The organism is Pseudoalteromonas lipolytica (assembly GCF_001306915.1).
Taxonomy (GTDB): Bacteria; Pseudomonadota; Gammaproteobacteria; order Enterobacterales; family Alteromonadaceae; genus Pseudoalteromonas; species Pseudoalteromonas simplex.
On record NZ_LJTC01000004.1, the window covers coordinates 247,379 to 263,857 of the forward strand.

General features: G+C 41.3%; 17 protein-coding genes and 1 tRNA gene. 11 read left to right on the forward strand and 7 right to left on the reverse strand.

Annotation, left to right across the window (positions count from 1 at the left end):
• The first annotated feature begins 7 nt into the window (after positions 1-7).
• A complete protein-coding gene (locus AOG27_RS07730; RefSeq protein ID WP_054552439.1) occupies positions 8-1,321 on the forward strand; it encodes an adenylosuccinate synthase in 1,314 nt (437 codons plus the stop codon).
• A gap of 111 nt (positions 1,322-1,432) precedes the next feature.
• Positions 1,433-2,041, forward strand: a complete 609-nt coding sequence (locus tag AOG27_RS07735) for a tetratricopeptide repeat protein (RefSeq protein ID WP_054552440.1) — start codon at positions 1,433-1,435, stop codon at positions 2,039-2,041.
• A gap of 42 nt (positions 2,042-2,083) precedes the next feature.
• Here the strand turns inward: AOG27_RS07735 and AOG27_RS07740 are convergent, their stop codons facing one another.
• Positions 2,084-3,943, reverse strand: coding sequence for a cation:proton antiporter (locus AOG27_RS07740; RefSeq protein ID WP_054552441.1), 1,860 nt, complete (start codon positions 3,941-3,943; stop codon positions 2,084-2,086).
• 918 nt (positions 3,944-4,861) lie between these two features.
• Here AOG27_RS07740 and proB point away from each other — a divergent pair.
• Positions 4,862-5,968, forward strand: coding sequence for a glutamate 5-kinase (proB, locus tag AOG27_RS07745; RefSeq protein WP_054552442.1), 1,107 nt, complete (start codon positions 4,862-4,864; stop codon positions 5,966-5,968).
• The gene (locus AOG27_RS07750; protein WP_054552443.1) at positions 5,965-7,212 is read left to right on the forward strand and encodes a glutamate-5-semialdehyde dehydrogenase; all 1,248 of its coding nucleotides are present in this window, start codon (positions 5,965-5,967) and stop codon (positions 7,210-7,212) included. Before proB ends, AOG27_RS07750 begins: the two co-directional genes overlap by 4 nt.
• A gap of 139 nt (positions 7,213-7,351) precedes the next feature.
• Here AOG27_RS07750 and AOG27_RS07755 read toward each other — a convergent pair.
• Positions 7,352-7,427: transfer RNA gene (locus tag AOG27_RS07755), tRNA-Ala, on the reverse strand.
• Between the two features lie 165 nt (positions 7,428-7,592).
• On the opposite strand from AOG27_RS07755, the gene AOG27_RS07760 reads away from it, so the two are divergent.
• The gene (locus tag AOG27_RS07760; protein ID WP_054552444.1) at positions 7,593-7,979 is read left to right on the forward strand and encodes a hypothetical protein; all 387 of its coding nucleotides are present in this window, start codon (positions 7,593-7,595) and stop codon (positions 7,977-7,979) included.
• Positions 7,980-8,480, forward strand: coding sequence for a prolyl-tRNA synthetase associated domain-containing protein (locus AOG27_RS07765; protein WP_054552445.1), 501 nt, complete (start codon positions 7,980-7,982; stop codon positions 8,478-8,480).
• On the opposite strand, the gene AOG27_RS07770 is transcribed toward AOG27_RS07765, so the two are convergent.
• Positions 8,447-9,583 (reverse strand): MFS transporter, encoded by a 1,137-nt coding sequence (locus AOG27_RS07770; protein WP_054552446.1) that lies wholly within the window; start codon positions 9,581-9,583, stop codon positions 8,447-8,449. The genes AOG27_RS07765 and AOG27_RS07770 overlap by 34 nt on opposite strands.
• 71 nt (positions 9,584-9,654) lie before the next feature.
• Between AOG27_RS07770 and AOG27_RS21860 the strand changes: the two genes are divergently transcribed.
• From AOG27_RS21860 to AOG27_RS07790, 5 genes are all read left to right on the forward strand, one after another.
• The gene (locus AOG27_RS21860) at positions 9,655-9,777 is read left to right on the forward strand and encodes a hypothetical protein (RefSeq protein WP_267237900.1); all 123 of its coding nucleotides are present in this window, start codon (positions 9,655-9,657) and stop codon (positions 9,775-9,777) included.
• A 38-nt stretch (positions 9,778-9,815) separates the two neighbouring features.
• Positions 9,816-10,355 carry a DUF2058 domain-containing protein gene (locus tag AOG27_RS07775; RefSeq protein ID WP_054552447.1) on the forward strand — a complete coding sequence of 180 codons (540 nt, stop codon included), beginning with the start codon at positions 9,816-9,818 and terminating at the stop codon, positions 10,353-10,355.
• 103 nt (positions 10,356-10,458) lie between these two features.
• Positions 10,459-10,782: a c-type cytochrome gene (locus AOG27_RS07780; protein ID WP_054552448.1), complete on the forward strand. Its 324-nt coding sequence runs from the start codon at positions 10,459-10,461 to the stop codon at positions 10,780-10,782.
• Positions 10,783-10,911: 129 nt separating this feature from the next.
• On the forward strand, positions 10,912-11,679 hold the full coding sequence (locus tag AOG27_RS07785; protein ID WP_054552449.1) for a class II aldolase/adducin family protein: 768 nt from the start codon (positions 10,912-10,914) through the stop codon (positions 11,677-11,679).
• A 9-nt stretch (positions 11,680-11,688) separates the two neighbouring features.
• Entirely contained in the window at positions 11,689-12,864 is a 1,176-nt protein-coding gene (locus tag AOG27_RS07790) for a mandelate racemase/muconate lactonizing enzyme family protein (RefSeq protein WP_054552450.1), read from the forward strand.
• A gap of 67 nt (positions 12,865-12,931) precedes the next feature.
• Here AOG27_RS07790 and AOG27_RS07795 read toward each other — a convergent pair whose 3' ends face one another.
• From AOG27_RS07795 to AOG27_RS07810, 4 genes are read right to left on the reverse strand one after another with little or no spacing between them, the layout of a single operon-like run.
• The gene (locus AOG27_RS07795) at positions 12,932-13,306 is read right to left on the reverse strand and encodes a hypothetical protein (RefSeq protein WP_054552451.1); all 375 of its coding nucleotides are present in this window, start codon (positions 13,304-13,306) and stop codon (positions 12,932-12,934) included.
• A gap of 9 nt (positions 13,307-13,315) precedes the next feature.
• Positions 13,316-14,863 (reverse strand): S41 family peptidase, encoded by a 1,548-nt coding sequence (locus AOG27_RS07800; RefSeq protein ID WP_054552452.1) that lies wholly within the window; start codon positions 14,861-14,863, stop codon positions 13,316-13,318.
• 46 nt (positions 14,864-14,909) lie between these two features.
• A complete protein-coding gene (locus AOG27_RS07805) occupies positions 14,910-15,752 on the reverse strand; it encodes an amidohydrolase family protein (RefSeq protein ID WP_054552453.1) in 843 nt (280 codons plus the stop codon).
• A complete protein-coding gene (locus AOG27_RS07810) occupies positions 15,749-16,474 on the reverse strand; it encodes an SDR family NAD(P)-dependent oxidoreductase (protein ID WP_054552454.1) in 726 nt (241 codons plus the stop codon). The genes AOG27_RS07805 and AOG27_RS07810 overlap by 4 nt, the downstream gene beginning before the upstream one ends.
• Positions 16,475-16,479 lie beyond the last annotated feature (5 nt).

Below are 16,479 nucleotides of genomic sequence, written 5' to 3' on the forward strand. Positions count from 1 at the left end.
ATTTGCAATGGGTAAAAACGTTGTTGTACTAGGCACCCAATGGGGTGACGAAGGTAAGGGTAAGGTAGTTGACCTCCTTACAGACAAAGCATCTTTAGTAGTTCGTTATCAAGGTGGTCATAACGCAGGCCATACTCTGGTAATCAACGGTGAAAAGACGGTTTTACACCTTATTCCATCGGGTGTATTACGTGACAATGTTAAGTGTGTGATCGGTAATGGTGTTGTTTTATCACCAGAAGCATTAATGAAAGAAATTGGCATGCTAGAAGAGCGTGGCGTACCAGTACGTGAGCGCTTATTAATCAGCGAAGCATGTCCATTAATTTTACCTTTCCACATTGCATTAGATTTAGCCCGTGAAAAAGCACGTGGCGATAAGCCAATTGGCACTACAGGTCGTGGTATCGGTCCAGCTTATGAAGATAAAGTAGCACGTCGTGGTTTACGTGTAGGTGACTTATTCAATCCTGAACAGTTTGCTAGCAAGCTTAAAGAAGTATTGGAATACCATAACTTCACTTTAGAGCATTACTACAAAGCTGAACCAGTTGACTTCCAAAAGACATTTGACGATGCAATGGCTATCGCAGATATCTTAAAAGCAATGGTTGTTGATGTTACTGAGCTTCTTGACCAAACGCGTTTAGCGGGCGACAACATCTTATTTGAAGGTGCGCAAGGTACATTACTTGATATCGACCACGGTACTTACCCGTACGTAACATCATCAAACACAACAGCTGGTGGTGTAGCGACTGGTGCTGGTTTTGGTCCATTACACCTTGATTACGTATTAGGTATTATCAAAGCTTACACTACACGTGTAGGTTCTGGTCCATTCCCTACAGAGCTTTACGACGGTCTTGATAAGCAAGATCCAGTTGGTAAGCACCTAGGTGATAAAGGTCATGAGTTCGGTGCGACGACAGGTCGTTTACGCCGTACAGGTTGGTTAGATGCAGTGGCAATGCGCCGTGCAGTGCAAATCAACAGCATCTCAGGTTTCTGTTTAACTAAACTAGACGTTTTAGACGGTTTAGAAACATTAAAAATCTGTACTGGTTACCAGTTAGAAGATGGCACAGTAACGAACGTTACACCATTAGCAGCTGAAGGTTACGAGAAAGTAACACCAGTATACGAAGAGATGCCAGGCTGGTCAGAAAACACAGTAGGTGCTACGTCAGTTGATCAATTACCGCAAGCGGCACTTGATTACATCAAACGTATTGAAGAAATCACTGGTGTTCCAGTTGATATCATCTCTACTGGCCCAGACCGTGTAGAAACTATGGTATTACGCAGTCCATTTGCATAATCGTCATAGTGACTGAAAAAGCTGCTTCGGCAGCTTTTTTTGTGCCTAAAATTCACTTGGTATAATATTTGTATATTATTTGCTAAGACTGACTTTATTTAAGTGATTTTGATGCGTGTTTTTTTGCCTTTAACATTACTCTTCTCAAGCCTGAGTATGGCTGAAGAGCCTATCACAGCTGTGCCTCTTTACACAGAGAGCGAGTTAATAGGCTTGATCAATAAAAATACACACCTAGCACGCGTAAAGGCAGATGATTGCCAGTTAGTGCAAGATATCGAAGCGCGAGCCAATAAAATGGCACTGCCATCATATCAGTTCCTGTATGGCGATATGCTAGCTTATGCGGTGTGTGTAGACCGTAATGTAGAGTTAGGGGTTTATTACATGCGTCAAGCTGCCCAGCAAGGGCTTGGTGCGGCATTAGAGCAACTAGGTCGCTACTATGATGTAGGTCAGTTAGTGCAGCAAGATAAAGCAATGGCGGTGACCTATTTACGAGAAGCATCAGCTCAAGGTAACCTAAAGGCACAAATGCGTTTGGTTAATCTATTTAATCAAGGTTATGGCAGCCCACGAGATTATGAAGACGCCTACCGTTGGTTATTTCATTCAATGGTTGCCGATAAAGCAACTCACAAGAAAGTCGAAAATTTACTCGCTAAGCTTGCCGAAAAAATGCCAGACAGCGTCGTTGCACGCGCCCGTTTACCTATGTAGGCAAATACATATAAAAAAGGCCAGCTAATGCTGGCCTTACTGTTATTTCTCTTCTTTACTTTCTTTTAGTTTGCCGTTATTCGGGTCTTTTAGCACCGATAGTTTAGGCGGTTGAAGTGCCACAATACGTTCACCTACTTGTGGAGGTTTTTCCATATTTGTAGTGAACGGGCGAATTTTAATAGGCGTATCGTCATCATCGCTTTTTTCACCATTTAAAATAAATAATGGGATTGCTTCGCTATTAACTTCTTTATATTGATCCCAACTAAACTCTTCAGAAATACGCGTCGCACTAACTTTACCGCCTTTGGCAATTAAGCTGCTTAAACGGGCATAAGCGCCATTGTCGCCAAACAGAATTTGTCGTGACAAGAAGGTCGCACTGTCTTTATTCGCTTTTGCATGGTTAGTCGAAGAGCGCAAAGAAAATACATTCTTTTCGTCGAACAAATGCGAGAAGTATTGTACGCCTAATGCATTGTGATGGCGGTTAGGTGAAAGCGCGAGTACGCTACGAATTGTTGTTAATGGTAAATAACGCTCCGCATGCTCTGACTGCGGATTACCATAGTAACAAGGTAAGCCATCCATGCGTGCCATTTTACAGTTTTCCCATGCAGGATCAGATAAGTGCACCGGAATATTTTGATCTTTTAAGCCGCAAGCAATAGCACGGGCTACATGGTTTGCGCCAATAATTAAAATAGTATTTGGCGCAGGCTGGCGTACTTTTAATAACTTTGCCAACGGTGTTGCTGTAAGGCTTTGCAGTACTACAGTAATAATAATTACAGTAAATATAAGTGGCACTATTTTTTCAGCATCGGCAATGCCAGCTTCGACCATACTTAGAGCAAATACAGAGCCCACCGCAGCGGCAACGATACCCCGTGGTGCAATCCACGACAGAACTAAACGAGACTTAAGTGGTAAATCAGTTTTAAAGGTCGATATTGCAATACAGGCTGGGCGAGCCACAAAAAGCACGATGGCTAAGAAAATAAACACATCGCTATGTAACATCATTAAATCTGATAGCTGTAGTCGGGCTGCAAGTAAGATGAACAGTGATGAAATTAAGATCATCGAAAGGTCTTCTTTAAATTCAAGCACAGAGTCAATTTCGAGATCATCTTGGTTAGCAAGCCAAATACCAAACACGGTAACAGCGAGGAGGCCAGATTCATGGCTTAGGTGGTTCGAAACCGTAAAGCTAATCAGTACTAAGGCTAAAATGCCAAACTTGTGTAACTCAAATGGTAGCCATTCTCGGCGTATCAGCAATGTGGTAAGCCAACCGGCAACGACACCAATGGTTAAACCAACTCCCAGGGTTTTAAAGAGCGCGATAATGGTATGACTCAGTACTTCGCCTTGACCTACAAGCATGACAGCTTCAAATACTAGTACTGCGAATAATGCACCTATAGGGTCTATAACAATACCTTCCCAACGCAAGATGCGGTCAATATCTTGAGTAGGTCTCATAGAGTTTAACAGCGGCGCAATAACTGTAGGTCCAGTTACAACAAGCACCGCCCCAAGTACTGCAGCAACTCGCCAGTTCAGCTCTAAAATCCAATAAGCGCTGAAGCTGATTACTAAGCAAGTCGTGAGCATTCCAATAGAGCAGAGGTTACGAACTACCTTACCAATCCCTTTTAACTCTCTGAAGTGTAAGGTTAGTGAACCCTCAAATAAGATCACCGCCACACTTAAAGAAACTACAGGGAAGAGTAAATCACCCAGTAGAGCGTCAGGTTCTAGTACGCCACTAAATGGCCCTAAAACTAAACCTGTTAGTAGTAAAAATAAAATAGCGGGTACGCGAAACGCCCATGCGACCCACTGTGCTAATACTGAGCACAATGCGATCCCTGCTATATAAATTGCTGACATAGAATAAATTATCCTTTTGTTACTACTGTTCAAAAAAGGTCGAATCACATTATTTATGATGTAATGCAATCCTCAATTAGACCTTTGAAATAAAATTGCCTGCTTATTAAAGCTTACTCATCACTATAGACACAAGCAAACTTGATGCTTCAAATACGATTTTAGTCGTTATTACTACTTTTTGGGGTTATATCTAAAACAAAAGTCAGGTTTGCAGAGAAAAAATCATTAGGGCTAACATATGGTGATCTAACTTATTGTTAAAAAGTATTTATTTTTCCTATTTATGGCAAGTATAAAAGCTGTGATTACTTTTCGCCCTTGATCTTTACCCCTAATTTCCCGTATTATATTTCGTGTTCAAACAATTTGATATCTAAATGTTTATCGGTGTTGCTACAGTTTTCTAGAGCTTTACCTCTAAATAATCAATTGTTTGTAACAATTTTAGTGTTTTATACACTTTGTTTTCTAATTAAATAGAAATGAGCTTACCCGTGTTCAGTGTGTATTTATTACGTGTTGAATAGAATATAAGTTCATTATCTGGTCAATGTTTAGTTCCCATCGTGGCAGCTAAATCTCGGTCATACAATCTACACCCTATCTGTCGGTGTACCAGATTGTATAGGCTCTATGTATGTTGTTATTAATAAAAGCCTCACACAGCTTTTTACAGCGATACATAAACAACACTTATCTCTTTTTATCAACTTATGGTTTATAACCGTTTGGTCTACTGACTGAATAAAAGTTGTGCTATATCTAATCGCAGTACTTGCGTGGCGTAGTCGTGTGCATAGATAAGTTGTTTGGCAAAGTGATAATAGTCAGTGCGTTTAGTAAAGCTAAACGCGAGTCTTTTAATCAGTGGCAAATTGGCACTGAATAGATAGTAAAATGGAAAGTTGAACAGTTATGCAAAAGTTAAATTGGCGACGTATAGTACTAAAAGTAGGTAGCGCATTAATCGCACCCGAACAAGACGGGTGTCGCTCACGTTATTTACTGACCATTGCACAGTTCATCGTTCGCTGTCGAGCGCAAGGTATCGAAGTTATTTTAGTATCATCGGGTTCGGTAGCTGCTGGTTCGCATTTATTCCCTGAACAAGAAAAGCGTTCAGTGACGATGAAAAAAGCAATGGCTGCTGCCGGTCAGACAGAAATGATGGCGATGTGGGATCGTTTCTTTGATTTCCCATCGGCACAGATTTTATTAACTCATGGTGACTTACGTGACCGTGAGCGTTATACCAGTATTCGTGAAACAGTTTTCACCTTACTGGAACATGGTGTATTACCTATCATTAATGAGAATGACACGGTAACAACTGATGATTTAAAAGTTGGCGACAATGATAACTTGTCGGCAATGGTAGCCGCAGCGGCGGACGCAGACGCATTGATGATTTTTTCGGATGTTGATGGTCTATATGACAAAAATCCGAATTTACATGAAGATGCAGTGCTATTACCAGAAATTGATAGCATCGATGAATCAATTTACGCAATGGCCGGTTGTGCAACCAGTGCCGTTGGTACAGGTGGTATGAAAACGAAAATCGAAGCGGCTGAAAAAGCCACTTCACATGGTATTACAACCTTTATTTTAAATGGTTTTAAAGAAGAGACATTTAACCGACTGCTTGCGGGTGACAACCCAGGTACTATCTTCACACCATATGAAAAACCAATGCAAGAAGCAGTGCATTGGATGACTCACACAGCTAACGAGCAGGGTGAGGTTGTCGTTGAAGGTTCATTCGATGAATCATTAAAAGATGAAGACGGTTGTATTCGTAGCGATGAAATCGTTGCAGTACACGGAGAATTTGGCGTAGGCGATACCATTTTAGTTCGTAGTGATGATGGTACGCGTCTAGCAAAAGCAACAGCGAACTACAGTAGCTGTTTATTGAATTTTATTGCTGACAACGAGCAAAGTGAATTTAGCGAAAAAATGCAAGATTCAATCGGCCCAGTTGTTTCAGAGAAAGATATCGCATTATTGGAGAAGTCATGAGTTTAATTACGGATATTTCGAGTCAAGCTGCAAAAGCTGCAACCCAGTTAGCTTTACTTGATGCTGCTACTAAGAATCAAGTGTTAACTGAGATGGCAGAGGCGTTACGCGAAAGCAAAGCGTTTATCATCAAAGAGAACGAAAGCGATTTAGCGGCAGCACGTGATAATAACCTTGCTGCGTCTATGATTGACCGTTTAACGCTTAACGATGAACGCATTGAAGCAATGGCTGAAGGCATTGAAGTAATTGTTAGCCTTGATGATCCTGTTGGTCAATTACGTGAAATTTCAGAGCGTCCAAACGGTATTAAGATTAGCAAGATGCGCGTACCACTGGGTGTTGTGTGTATGATTTATGAAGCACGTCCAAATGTGACGGCTGATGCCGGTGCGTTATGCTTTAAATCGGGTAATGGTGTTATTTTACGTGGTGGTAAAGAAGCACTTCGCAGCTCGCAAGCAATCGCAAGTGTAATGCACAAAGTACTTGAAAAGCATGGTTTACCTGCTGCGTTGATTTCAGTGATCCCAGATCCAGACCGTGGTCTGCTCATGGAGCTGATGCAACAGCGTGACACTATTGATTTAATCATTCCGCGTGGTGGTGAAGGTTTAATTAATTTTGTAACAGAAAACAGTACTATTCCAGTGATCCAACACTTTAAAGGTGTATGTCACCTTTATGTAGATAAAGACGCTGATCTGAACGTAGCAATCAATTTACTATTAAATGGTAAAACCCAGCGTACAGGTGTGTGTAATGCCCTAGAAGGTTTAGTGGTTCATCAAGATATCGCTGATGAGTTTTTAAACCTATGTGCAGTTGTTCTTCGTCAAGAAGGCGTTAAAGTAAATGCAGATGCGAAAGCTGCCGAGTACTTTGATAATGCAACAGTACTTGCTGACGACGAGTTTGGTGAAGAGTACTTAGATTTAGAAATCGCAATTAAAGTTGTACCTGACTTTGCCGGTGCCATTGATCATATTGCTAAGTTTGGTTCAAACCACACTGAAGTGATTTGTACTAAAGACCAAGCTGCGGCGCAGTTATTCCAACGCAGTGTGGATGCATCTGTGGTAATGGTTAATGCATCATCGCGTTTTTCTGATGGTTCACAGTTAGGTTTAGGTGCCGAGATTGGCATTGCGACAACTAAGCTACATGCTTACGGTCCAATGGGTCTTGAGTCACTTACAACTGAAAAATACTTAGTGAATGGCGAAGGCCAAATTCGTGAGTAATCACTAAAAAGCAATTGCTTTAAAAAGCCGGGCTTTGCTCGGTTTTTTTGTGTCTAAAACAAATAAAATGAATCGAAATATGAATATGAGTTTGTTTAGATATTTAATTTGGCAGATTGCCTAAAGAGAGGTAGGAAAGTGGTGGAGCTAAGCAGGATCGAACTGCTGACCTCCTGCGTGCAAGGCAGGCGCTCTCCCAGCTGAGCTATAGCCCCACATTCCTAAATACAGGATGCTTAAGTCTTGCGTCTCAAGCGGGGTGAACTTTAAATATTTTTGCATTTGTGGTCAAGTATTTTTTTTAAAATGTTCGAATTTTTACTCTGTAGTTTTATTTTTGGTAGACTAAAGCGCATTCACTGTTTAAGGCTTATCCAATAATGAAAAAAATAGCATGGCTTTTGGTTGTTTTACTTGCCGGTTGCGCAAGCCAAGAAGAAGCGCCTCCTTTTGAAATCAATAATAAACAGTTTTACGAAAAGAATGACGAGCAAGGCAATAAAATCTTTGCCTATGTGGTGTCAGTTAAAGCACAGGGCAGACGCCCGATTAATCTCGATAAGCCAATGACACGCCGGCAGTTTAAAGATTTTGCCGAGCAAGAAGTATTTGAAGAGTCGAGCAACTTAAAACTTATGCTCGAAGACCAAGCGGTTGAATTATTAAATGAAGAGCTTAAAGAGCGACAATACTGCGACGATAAACACGTTATTGACGAAGTATTATGGCGTGATTTAAGTGTGCAATTACGAGGACGTTGTTTGTAAATGTATGCAGATAAAAGCAAGTTAGCTGCTACGCTAGCTCAATTAGATATTAATTATGATGTGATTGAGCATCCACCATTACACGGCAGCTTAGATGCCGATAAGTTTATGCTCGATAGACCGGGCACTCGATTAAAAAACCTGTTTTTACGAGATAACGAAGGTAAGCGCCACTTTTTAGTGATCACTGCTCACGATAAGCAGCTCGACTTAAAAGCCATTGCTCAGCAGCAGGGGTTATCTCGCTTAGGGTTTGCATCTGATGAGCGGTTAGCGCGTTATCTTAAAGTGCCACCGGGCTGTGTTTCTATGTTGGCACTGTTAAACGATAAGCAAAATAATGTCACTTTTTGGCTAGACCAAGAAATTTGGTTTAACGAGCTTTTTCATTGTCACCCTTTTGAAAATACTGCCACTTGGCTAATGAAAAAAGAGGACTTAGAGCTGTTTTTTGAAAGTACTGGGCATCAACCACGTATTGTATTTCTACCTGCCAAATAAACTAAGCTTAAACCTACTAAGCAGACTAAAAGTAGCACGGTCATAAAGGCAACTTGGCCGTGTTGCTGATATACCAGCCCTGGCAATAATGAACCTAATGCGCCACCGCTATAATAAAACGATACATAACCGCCATTGGTGACACTTGCAGGTGCACTGCTGATTTTATTTACCAATGGAGCGGCACTTGAGTGGATCACAAACATTGCACCGCAAAAGCCAGTAAAAGCAACCACAAATAATAGTATCTGTTGGCTCATCAATAACACCATCGTCAGGCTATAGAATACAAAAACCCAGGTTAGTAAACGCCAAGGTGTTGATGACTTTCGTAACAGCCAAGGTGTGGCTATGGAAGCCAGCGCGCCCAGCAAGTAGCCGCTGTAAACCAGTCCGATGTCTCGGGTGTTAGTGATAGCAAAACTGTCTTGCAGAATGAAAGGTAAATAATTTAACAGTGCCGCAAAACAAAAGAACATACAAAACACTGCTCCGTAGAGCTTTAATACCAACGGATCTTTTAATTGCTTTAGATACAACAGCGGCGACTTTGCAGCATGAATACTCGCGCCTTTACCTGATTTAGGAATGGCGAGTGCAAATAGTACTAACCCAAGCGCAATCACATAATAAAAACTTTGCCAGCTTAAAAAGTCAGTAAACAAGGCGGCGAGCATACGTCCGAAGTAGCCACCAACAATGGTACTGCCAATGTAAAGTGTCATATTACGTTGTAATTGGTCGGCCTGAAAAGTCACACCAATATAACTGGTCATAGCGGTGAGCGCCGCGGGTAGGGTGATCCCTTGTATAAAACGAACCAGCAATAGCAGCTCAAAGCTTGGTGCTAAAGTAAAAGCGATACAGCTGATTGCTAACACAAACATGGCAATCTTTAAAATTGTGAGTGGGTTTCGTTTAGCTAAAAATAAGCCATACACTAAAGGAGCAATGGCTAGTGGCAACATAGTTGCGGTCATTAAGCTACCAGCAGTGGCTGGCGATACAGAAAAATGACTGGCAAATAATCCAAGTAAGGGTTGTGGGGCGTATAAAACAAAGAAAATAAACACAGAGCAAAGTAACAAATGTCGCAGCTGCATTTTTAGCTCCCAAGAGGAAAAGCCCTAGCTTATCGGGTACAGGTTTTTTTACAAGTTCAAAGGCGACTAAAATGATAAATCTTGCGTTAAATCAATATGTCATGATTTCATCGCGTGTTAATCTCACATCAATATACTCGATTGCTGTGAATCAAGTGGGCTCAGTACTGTTATTTGTTGGCAGAGCTGATTAAAATAACCCTAATACGCATTAATAAATTGGAATTTCGTCATGGGTTCATTACAAGATCAATTACTTAAGGCTGGTCTTACTACGGCACATAAAGCTAAAGTAGCCAAAACAGAAAAGCGCAAACAGCAAAAGAAGAAAAAGAAAGGCGCCACGAGTAATCCTAGCGATCTGCAAAAACATATTGAACAAACTAAGCTTGAGCAGCAGAAAAAAGCCGACGAGCTTAATAAAGCGCGTTTAGAAGAGCAAAAGCAACGTGAGCAAGTAGCGCGCATTAAACAGATTTTAGAGCATCACAACCAAGATGAAATCCGTGGTGATCGCACATTTAACTTCACTTATCAAAATAAAGTGAAAGAGCTCGAAGTAAATGAAAAAACACAAAAGGCCCTAGCTGGTGGCCGATTAGCAATTTGTGTTTTAGAAGGCCAATTTTTTGTACTGGAAGACGAACCAGCACGAAAAGTCGCTGAAGTCAGCGAAGACTACATAGTGTTCCATGTTGAGCCTGAAGATAAGCAAAAGGATGAAGATGATCCGTATGCTGATTTTGAAGTACCTGATGATTTAATTTGGTAGTGACTGTTTCTATTGCCGTTACAATTTTCGGGTGCAATATTGTTAAATCATGGTCTACACTAAAGAAAATGTTTAATAACCCGTCAAAAAAGAGAAAATAGATATGAGCAAGATCACGAAAATTTTATGTGGGGCTGGCATTGCAATGGCTGCAAGCCTATCTTTCAACACTATGGCTGCGGATGGTGCAACACTATACACAGCTAAGCTTTGCCAAACTTGCCACGGTGCAGAAGGTAAAGCGCCTATCATGCCTCAGTACCCTAAATTAAATGGTCAAAATAAAGAGTACTTACTAGCACAAATGAAAGACATTAAGTCAGGTGCGCGTAGCAACGGTATGGCTGCTGCGATGAAAGCAATGGTTGCAAACGTATCTGAAGAAGAAATGGCTGCAATTGCTGATTACTTATCACAAGTAAAATAAACACCATTTTAGCGTGAAAAGGCCACATCAATTGATGTGGCCTTTTTGTATCACCTATTGATCATCTACTAATAGTAATTTAGACTTCTATACATCTATTTGTGCAGTGTCACATATACAAGGTTTTCCATGTTTGACTTACCAAAACTCGATTTAAAAAATAAAGTATCTGAACAAGAATGGCAGCTTCGTGTTGATTTAGCAGCATGTTACCGTTTAGTTGAGCACTTTAGATGGGGGGATTTAATTTATACCCACCTATCGGCACGTTTACCGGGCACAGATCACTATTTAGTTAATGCATTTGGTCTTAGTTTTGATGAAGTGACGGCATCAAACCTTGTAAAGGTGGATTTAGCTGGCAATATTCTTGATGACACGCCATTTAAAATTAATCCGGCTGGTTTCACTATTCACAGCGCTATTCATGAAGTTCGTGATGACGCTCACTGTGTTATTCATTTACACACAAAAGAAACCATTGCCGTTGCAACGCAAGAAAAAGGCCTATTGCCACTTAGCCAATACTCAATGTTCTCATTGCCATCATTGTCTTATCATGGCTACGAAGGGTTAGCGGTAAACAGTGATGAGAAAAAGCGTCTACAAGATGATTTAGGCACCACTAATCACATGTTATTGGTTAATCACGGTGGCTTAACTGTTGGCCCAACGGTGGGGGATGCCTTTATGCGCTTTTATGATTTGCAGCGCGCCTGTGAAATTCAATTGGCTATTCAAGCCAGTGGTCAAACGGCAATCCCGGTACCACAACCTATTATCGATAATATTTATAATCAAGCGAATGTCGTGCATAGCGGCAGCACCGGTGGTCAGTTAGCTTGGCCAGCCATGTTGCGTAAAGCTTATCGTCTTGATCCTAGTTTTGCTCAGTAAGGAGTAACCATGAAAGTTAATCGCGTCGAAGTGTTCGATATTCATTGTCCAGACAGACCTGCTTGGACACCTGTTTTTGTGCGTATTCACACCGATGAAGGTATTAGCGGTGTGGGTGAAGCGGGTCTGGCTTATGATTTAGGTCATAGTGCAGCTGCGGCAATGATCAAAGAAATGGCTGATGCCTTTTTAATTGGTCATGACCCATTTCAAACAGAAAAACTGTGGTCACGAATGCTGCGCGAAAGCTTTTGGGGTTTAGGTGGCGGTCCTGTTGTGTATGCAGCAATGAGCGCCATTGATACTGCACTTTGGGATATTAAAGGTAAAGCATTAGGCTTGCCTGTTTACCAACTATTAGGTGGTAAAGTTAACGATAAGCTACGTACTTATGCATCACAATTACAGTTTGACTGGGACAGCGAATTTAAAGCGCTTGTTCACCCAGAAGAATACGCAGAAGCAGCGCTTAAGGCGATGGCTGAAGGGTATGATGCGGTAAAAGTTGACCCAATCCAGTACGATAAAAACGGCAATACTTATTACGATCGCACTAACATTATTTCTCGTGCAGAAATGAAATTATATCGTGCGCGTATGCAGGCTATTCGTGAAGCAGTCGGTGACGAAGTTGACATTATTTTTGAGTGTCACAGTTTACCAGGCGCAACATCAGCAATTCAAATTGGTGAAATTGCTGAAGAGTTCGATTGTATGTATTACGAAGAGCCTGTGAATTACTTAAATCATTCATTACACGCAAAAGTTGCTGACAAAGTAGCGGTGCCAATTGCAGGTGGTGAACGTTTGTATAACCGCTGGGGGGTGCGTCCATACTTAGAAGATCAAAGTATTGATGTGCTACAGCCAGACTTAGGCTTGTGTGGTGGTTTCACTGAAACTAAGAAAGTGTGTGATTATGCTGATATCTTTGATGTGCGTATTCAAGCTCACGTGTGTGGCGGCCCTGTAGCAACTGCAGCTTCGTTACACTTAGAAACTGCGATTCCTAACTTCTTAATTCACGAACATCACACCTACGCGATTAAGAAATGGAACCGTGAATTGTGTATTCAAGATCCACAACCTAAAAATGGTTTCTTCCAAGTATCAGAAGAGCCAGGTATCGGTATTGAATTAAATGATGAAGTCGTTATGCGCTCACAACGTGTTGAGATTAAGTAATATTCACCAACATATTATAAAAAAAAGCCCGCAAGGGCTTTTTTTATATCTACTTTTTAGCTTTGAATTAATCAACTGGTTTGCATTTCACCAAAGGAAGAGGCTCGGTCGCTTTACTATCTAAATGGCGCACAAAGCATATTTGGTTTTTAATAAGTAGCTCAAAGCGTTCTGGCATTGACAGTTGCTTGCCCATTATAAGGTTACCTTGCCCATCCATTACATTCATACTGTCAGTGACAAGCACACTGGTATTCATAAAAGCATCATCAGCAACAGCAATTGGCTTGCTGTGCATCAACCTTGCGATGCCTTGCGCTATTAGTTCACTTTGCGGCTCAGTAAGCCGTGCATGTTGCAATTTAGGTGTAGGCTCTTGGCTTTGAGCACTACAGCCTAGTAAGGTCAAAAGCATTAATAAGCTAGCTAATTGAACTCTCATGATTCGCTCCTATTGCTTCAATATTTTACTTTGTTGAAGCAAGGTTGAAGTTCGTATATCACGTACTTGCGGCGTATCGTTATAAGTAGCAGGTGCAAAGCCTTGCTCACTGACTGTTGAAGTAGCTACTGGACAGCGTCCATTCTCTCGATAGCTAAGTGCAGCACTGAGCATTGCTTCATTTTCATCGCCTAGTTGGTGAGTGAAATCATCAGCAATTGCACAGCCTGGGATTTTTACAGGTTGAAATTCACTATCGTTGCTGTTTTGTGGTGAGAAACCATCAGCATACTCACCAAACCCTTTATTATTGACGCCAGTAAATTGAATACTGAAGTATGTGGTATCGCAATTATCAGTTGGATAAAAACCATAGGGTTTACCGCAAGTTGTTTCGCCTATTTGAATTACTTCTATATTAGCGCCCCTAAGGCCATTGATCACAGCTTCACTTGCTGAGCAGGTACTGTCTGTTGTCAGCACAAAGACTCGCTCTAAATTTAGAGAAGGTAACGAAGTACCAGGCGTAATCGCAGGATTGTCTGCAAAACCTAAAAACTCATTAGTAAACTGAACAGGCTCTAAGCGCTCCCCAGTAATAGGGTTAAAAGTTGGGTGTTGATCATTAAAAATAGTCTGTTCAAATATTTTGCCACTGGTATTACTCTCGCCTGCCACCATATAAGCAACCTGACTTGCCATTTGAAGGAATCCGCCTGGGTTGTAACGCATATCAATAATTAAATCTTTAACATTACTTGCTGCTAAGCTGTTAAATGCGTCGTACAGAGGTTTTTCTGCAACTGCATTATGGCGATTAAACTGGAAATAACCCACTTCACCATCCGCAAATGTTTTAACGTTACTAACCGCTTGGCCAGTAATAGTTTGTGCAGTCATGCTCACTTCACGAATTTCACTGGTATTTATATCTCGAAATACAAATGAAGTAACTTTGCCGGACTCAGATGGAAATAGGCCTGCATTCAATATATCAACCTCTGCTTGGGTCGTTGCATTTACAAAGTCGACACCATCCACTTCGATTACTTCTAATCCTCTGCCAAGATTCAAGTTTGATGCAGGAGAGTTTGGCTCAGTATAGGAAATAATGCCTTGGCGGGGGGCGCCCGCACTTATCAATCTAAGTTTGAAACCATAACCAAAAGATTGCCCTGATTGGCTTTGAGCTTGCCATTCAGCTGTGGGTAAACTACTGTGGAAATTATCTTTTTTAGCACCTGAATCTGTAGTGTTTTCAGTTTTTAATAAAGCGAAATAATTTAATACCCCTTCAGTTAGCGCAGGGTCTCGATCAACTATTTCGTCATACCACAGATAAGTTTCATGACTCCAAGCTCGTAACCAATGCTTCTCATTGAGTGCTTGGCATTGTTGATCAAATTTGCTTGATGGCTCAAATACACCTTGAGTCCAAGTGATGTCTTCACTAGCAATTACGTCTGAATCTGAACTGCCGGAACCACCGCAACCAACTAAAATCAGCGAGCAAATAAAGGTACTACTTGCCATAGGTTTTTTTAAAGCATTAAACATAAAACAGAGTTCCAGATAAATTAACTTATTTGAATATAGCTAGTTTTTAAGCAATTAGATAGATTTCGCAGGCGTTTTTATAGCTAAGTTGATGCCATAAACTCGGCAGCGAGCACAGTGAGTGATAGTGTTGCCAGCAGTTTTCGTAACTGGTATTTATTTGGCATACAGGAAAGTTACTGGCAAACATAACGCGATGCTCACCAAAGTACTTAACTAAATTATTAACCAGCCATAGGTGTTTGTTTGTGGCAATTTGTGTGAACTCCAACCCTGAGAACTTTATCGCGATATTATCGCAGCGGCTGAGTTTAATGATTGCTTCAAGCCATCTTTGCTCATCACTAATAAAGCCTAAATGATTAATCACCACTCGTAGTGATGGTAGTGCTGTGCAATACTTAATAAGCTGCTCAGTTATCTGTATGTTTTCAATTTCAAACTGTGCTTCAAAGTGTAAGTTTTCGGCTGCGAGAAAGGCTAGATTATCTAGGCAGTGGGGAGTTAATAAGCGCCTAGCTTCATCACCTTCTGTTATATCGCGAATACCAACTAAAGATGGATGTTCTAACTTATTGAGTGACGCTTCAAATTGCTTGGGAGATACGTCAATCGGGCTGTAGCTGATTGCGCGATACGGAATGTCGTCTAAATGCGTTGCAAGCCAATTGAGCTCATTAATTGGTGCTTGATTATCAAAGCCAGCTTCAATATGCACCAAGGCTTCTAGTTGAAATGGACAAGCAGCTTTAAGTTCAGAAGCGACAATTTGCTTTTTAATTTTATCTAGATTTGGCCAAGCGGGGGGATTACTACCTTGTAGCCAAGTGTATTGACCCTCAGTGAGGTTAAAAAAGTGCACATGAGGGTCAATAATTTTGTCGCTCATTGCGTGGTGTATCCACCATCAATACTTTGTAAGCTGCCAGTGATAAAGCTCGCTTCTGGGCTTATTAAAAAATTAACCAAAGCAGCAATTTCTTCGGGTTGCCCTAAACGGCCTAACGGCTGCAGCGCGGCTTCTTCAGCAACAATCTCTGCTTTATCTGCACCACTGCGCTGACAGTAGGCATCAATCGCATTATGAAACAGTGGTGTTTCTATCGTACCCGGACAAACCGCATTAGCACGAATGTTAAACGCGGCATAATCCAGTGCAGTCGTTTTTGCCATTGAAGCCAGTGCATGCTTGGTCAGGTTATAAGCAAACGAGTTTGGTTTGCCGATAATTGCCTGATCAGAGGCAACCACTACAATACTGCCTCCTTGCTGACTTTTCATGCTAGGTAATACAGCTTGAATTGCGGCATAGGCACCTTTCACATTGAGCGCAAATAGGGCATCAAACGTTGCTTCGTCGGTATTTTCAATGTTGGCACTTAAATGACGACCCGCATTAGAAATTAAAGCATCGACACGACCCTCTTCTGCAACAATATCGGCGATAGTCGACTTCACTTGCTGAGTATTACTGACATCACAGTGGCGATAATTGCCCTCTGATGGGGTAATATCTAAGTTATAAACTGTGTAGGCTTCACGTTCTAAACGCTCGACTATCGCTTTGCCAATACCTTTACTGCCACCGGTGACAATTGCAACGTTTGTCATTATTT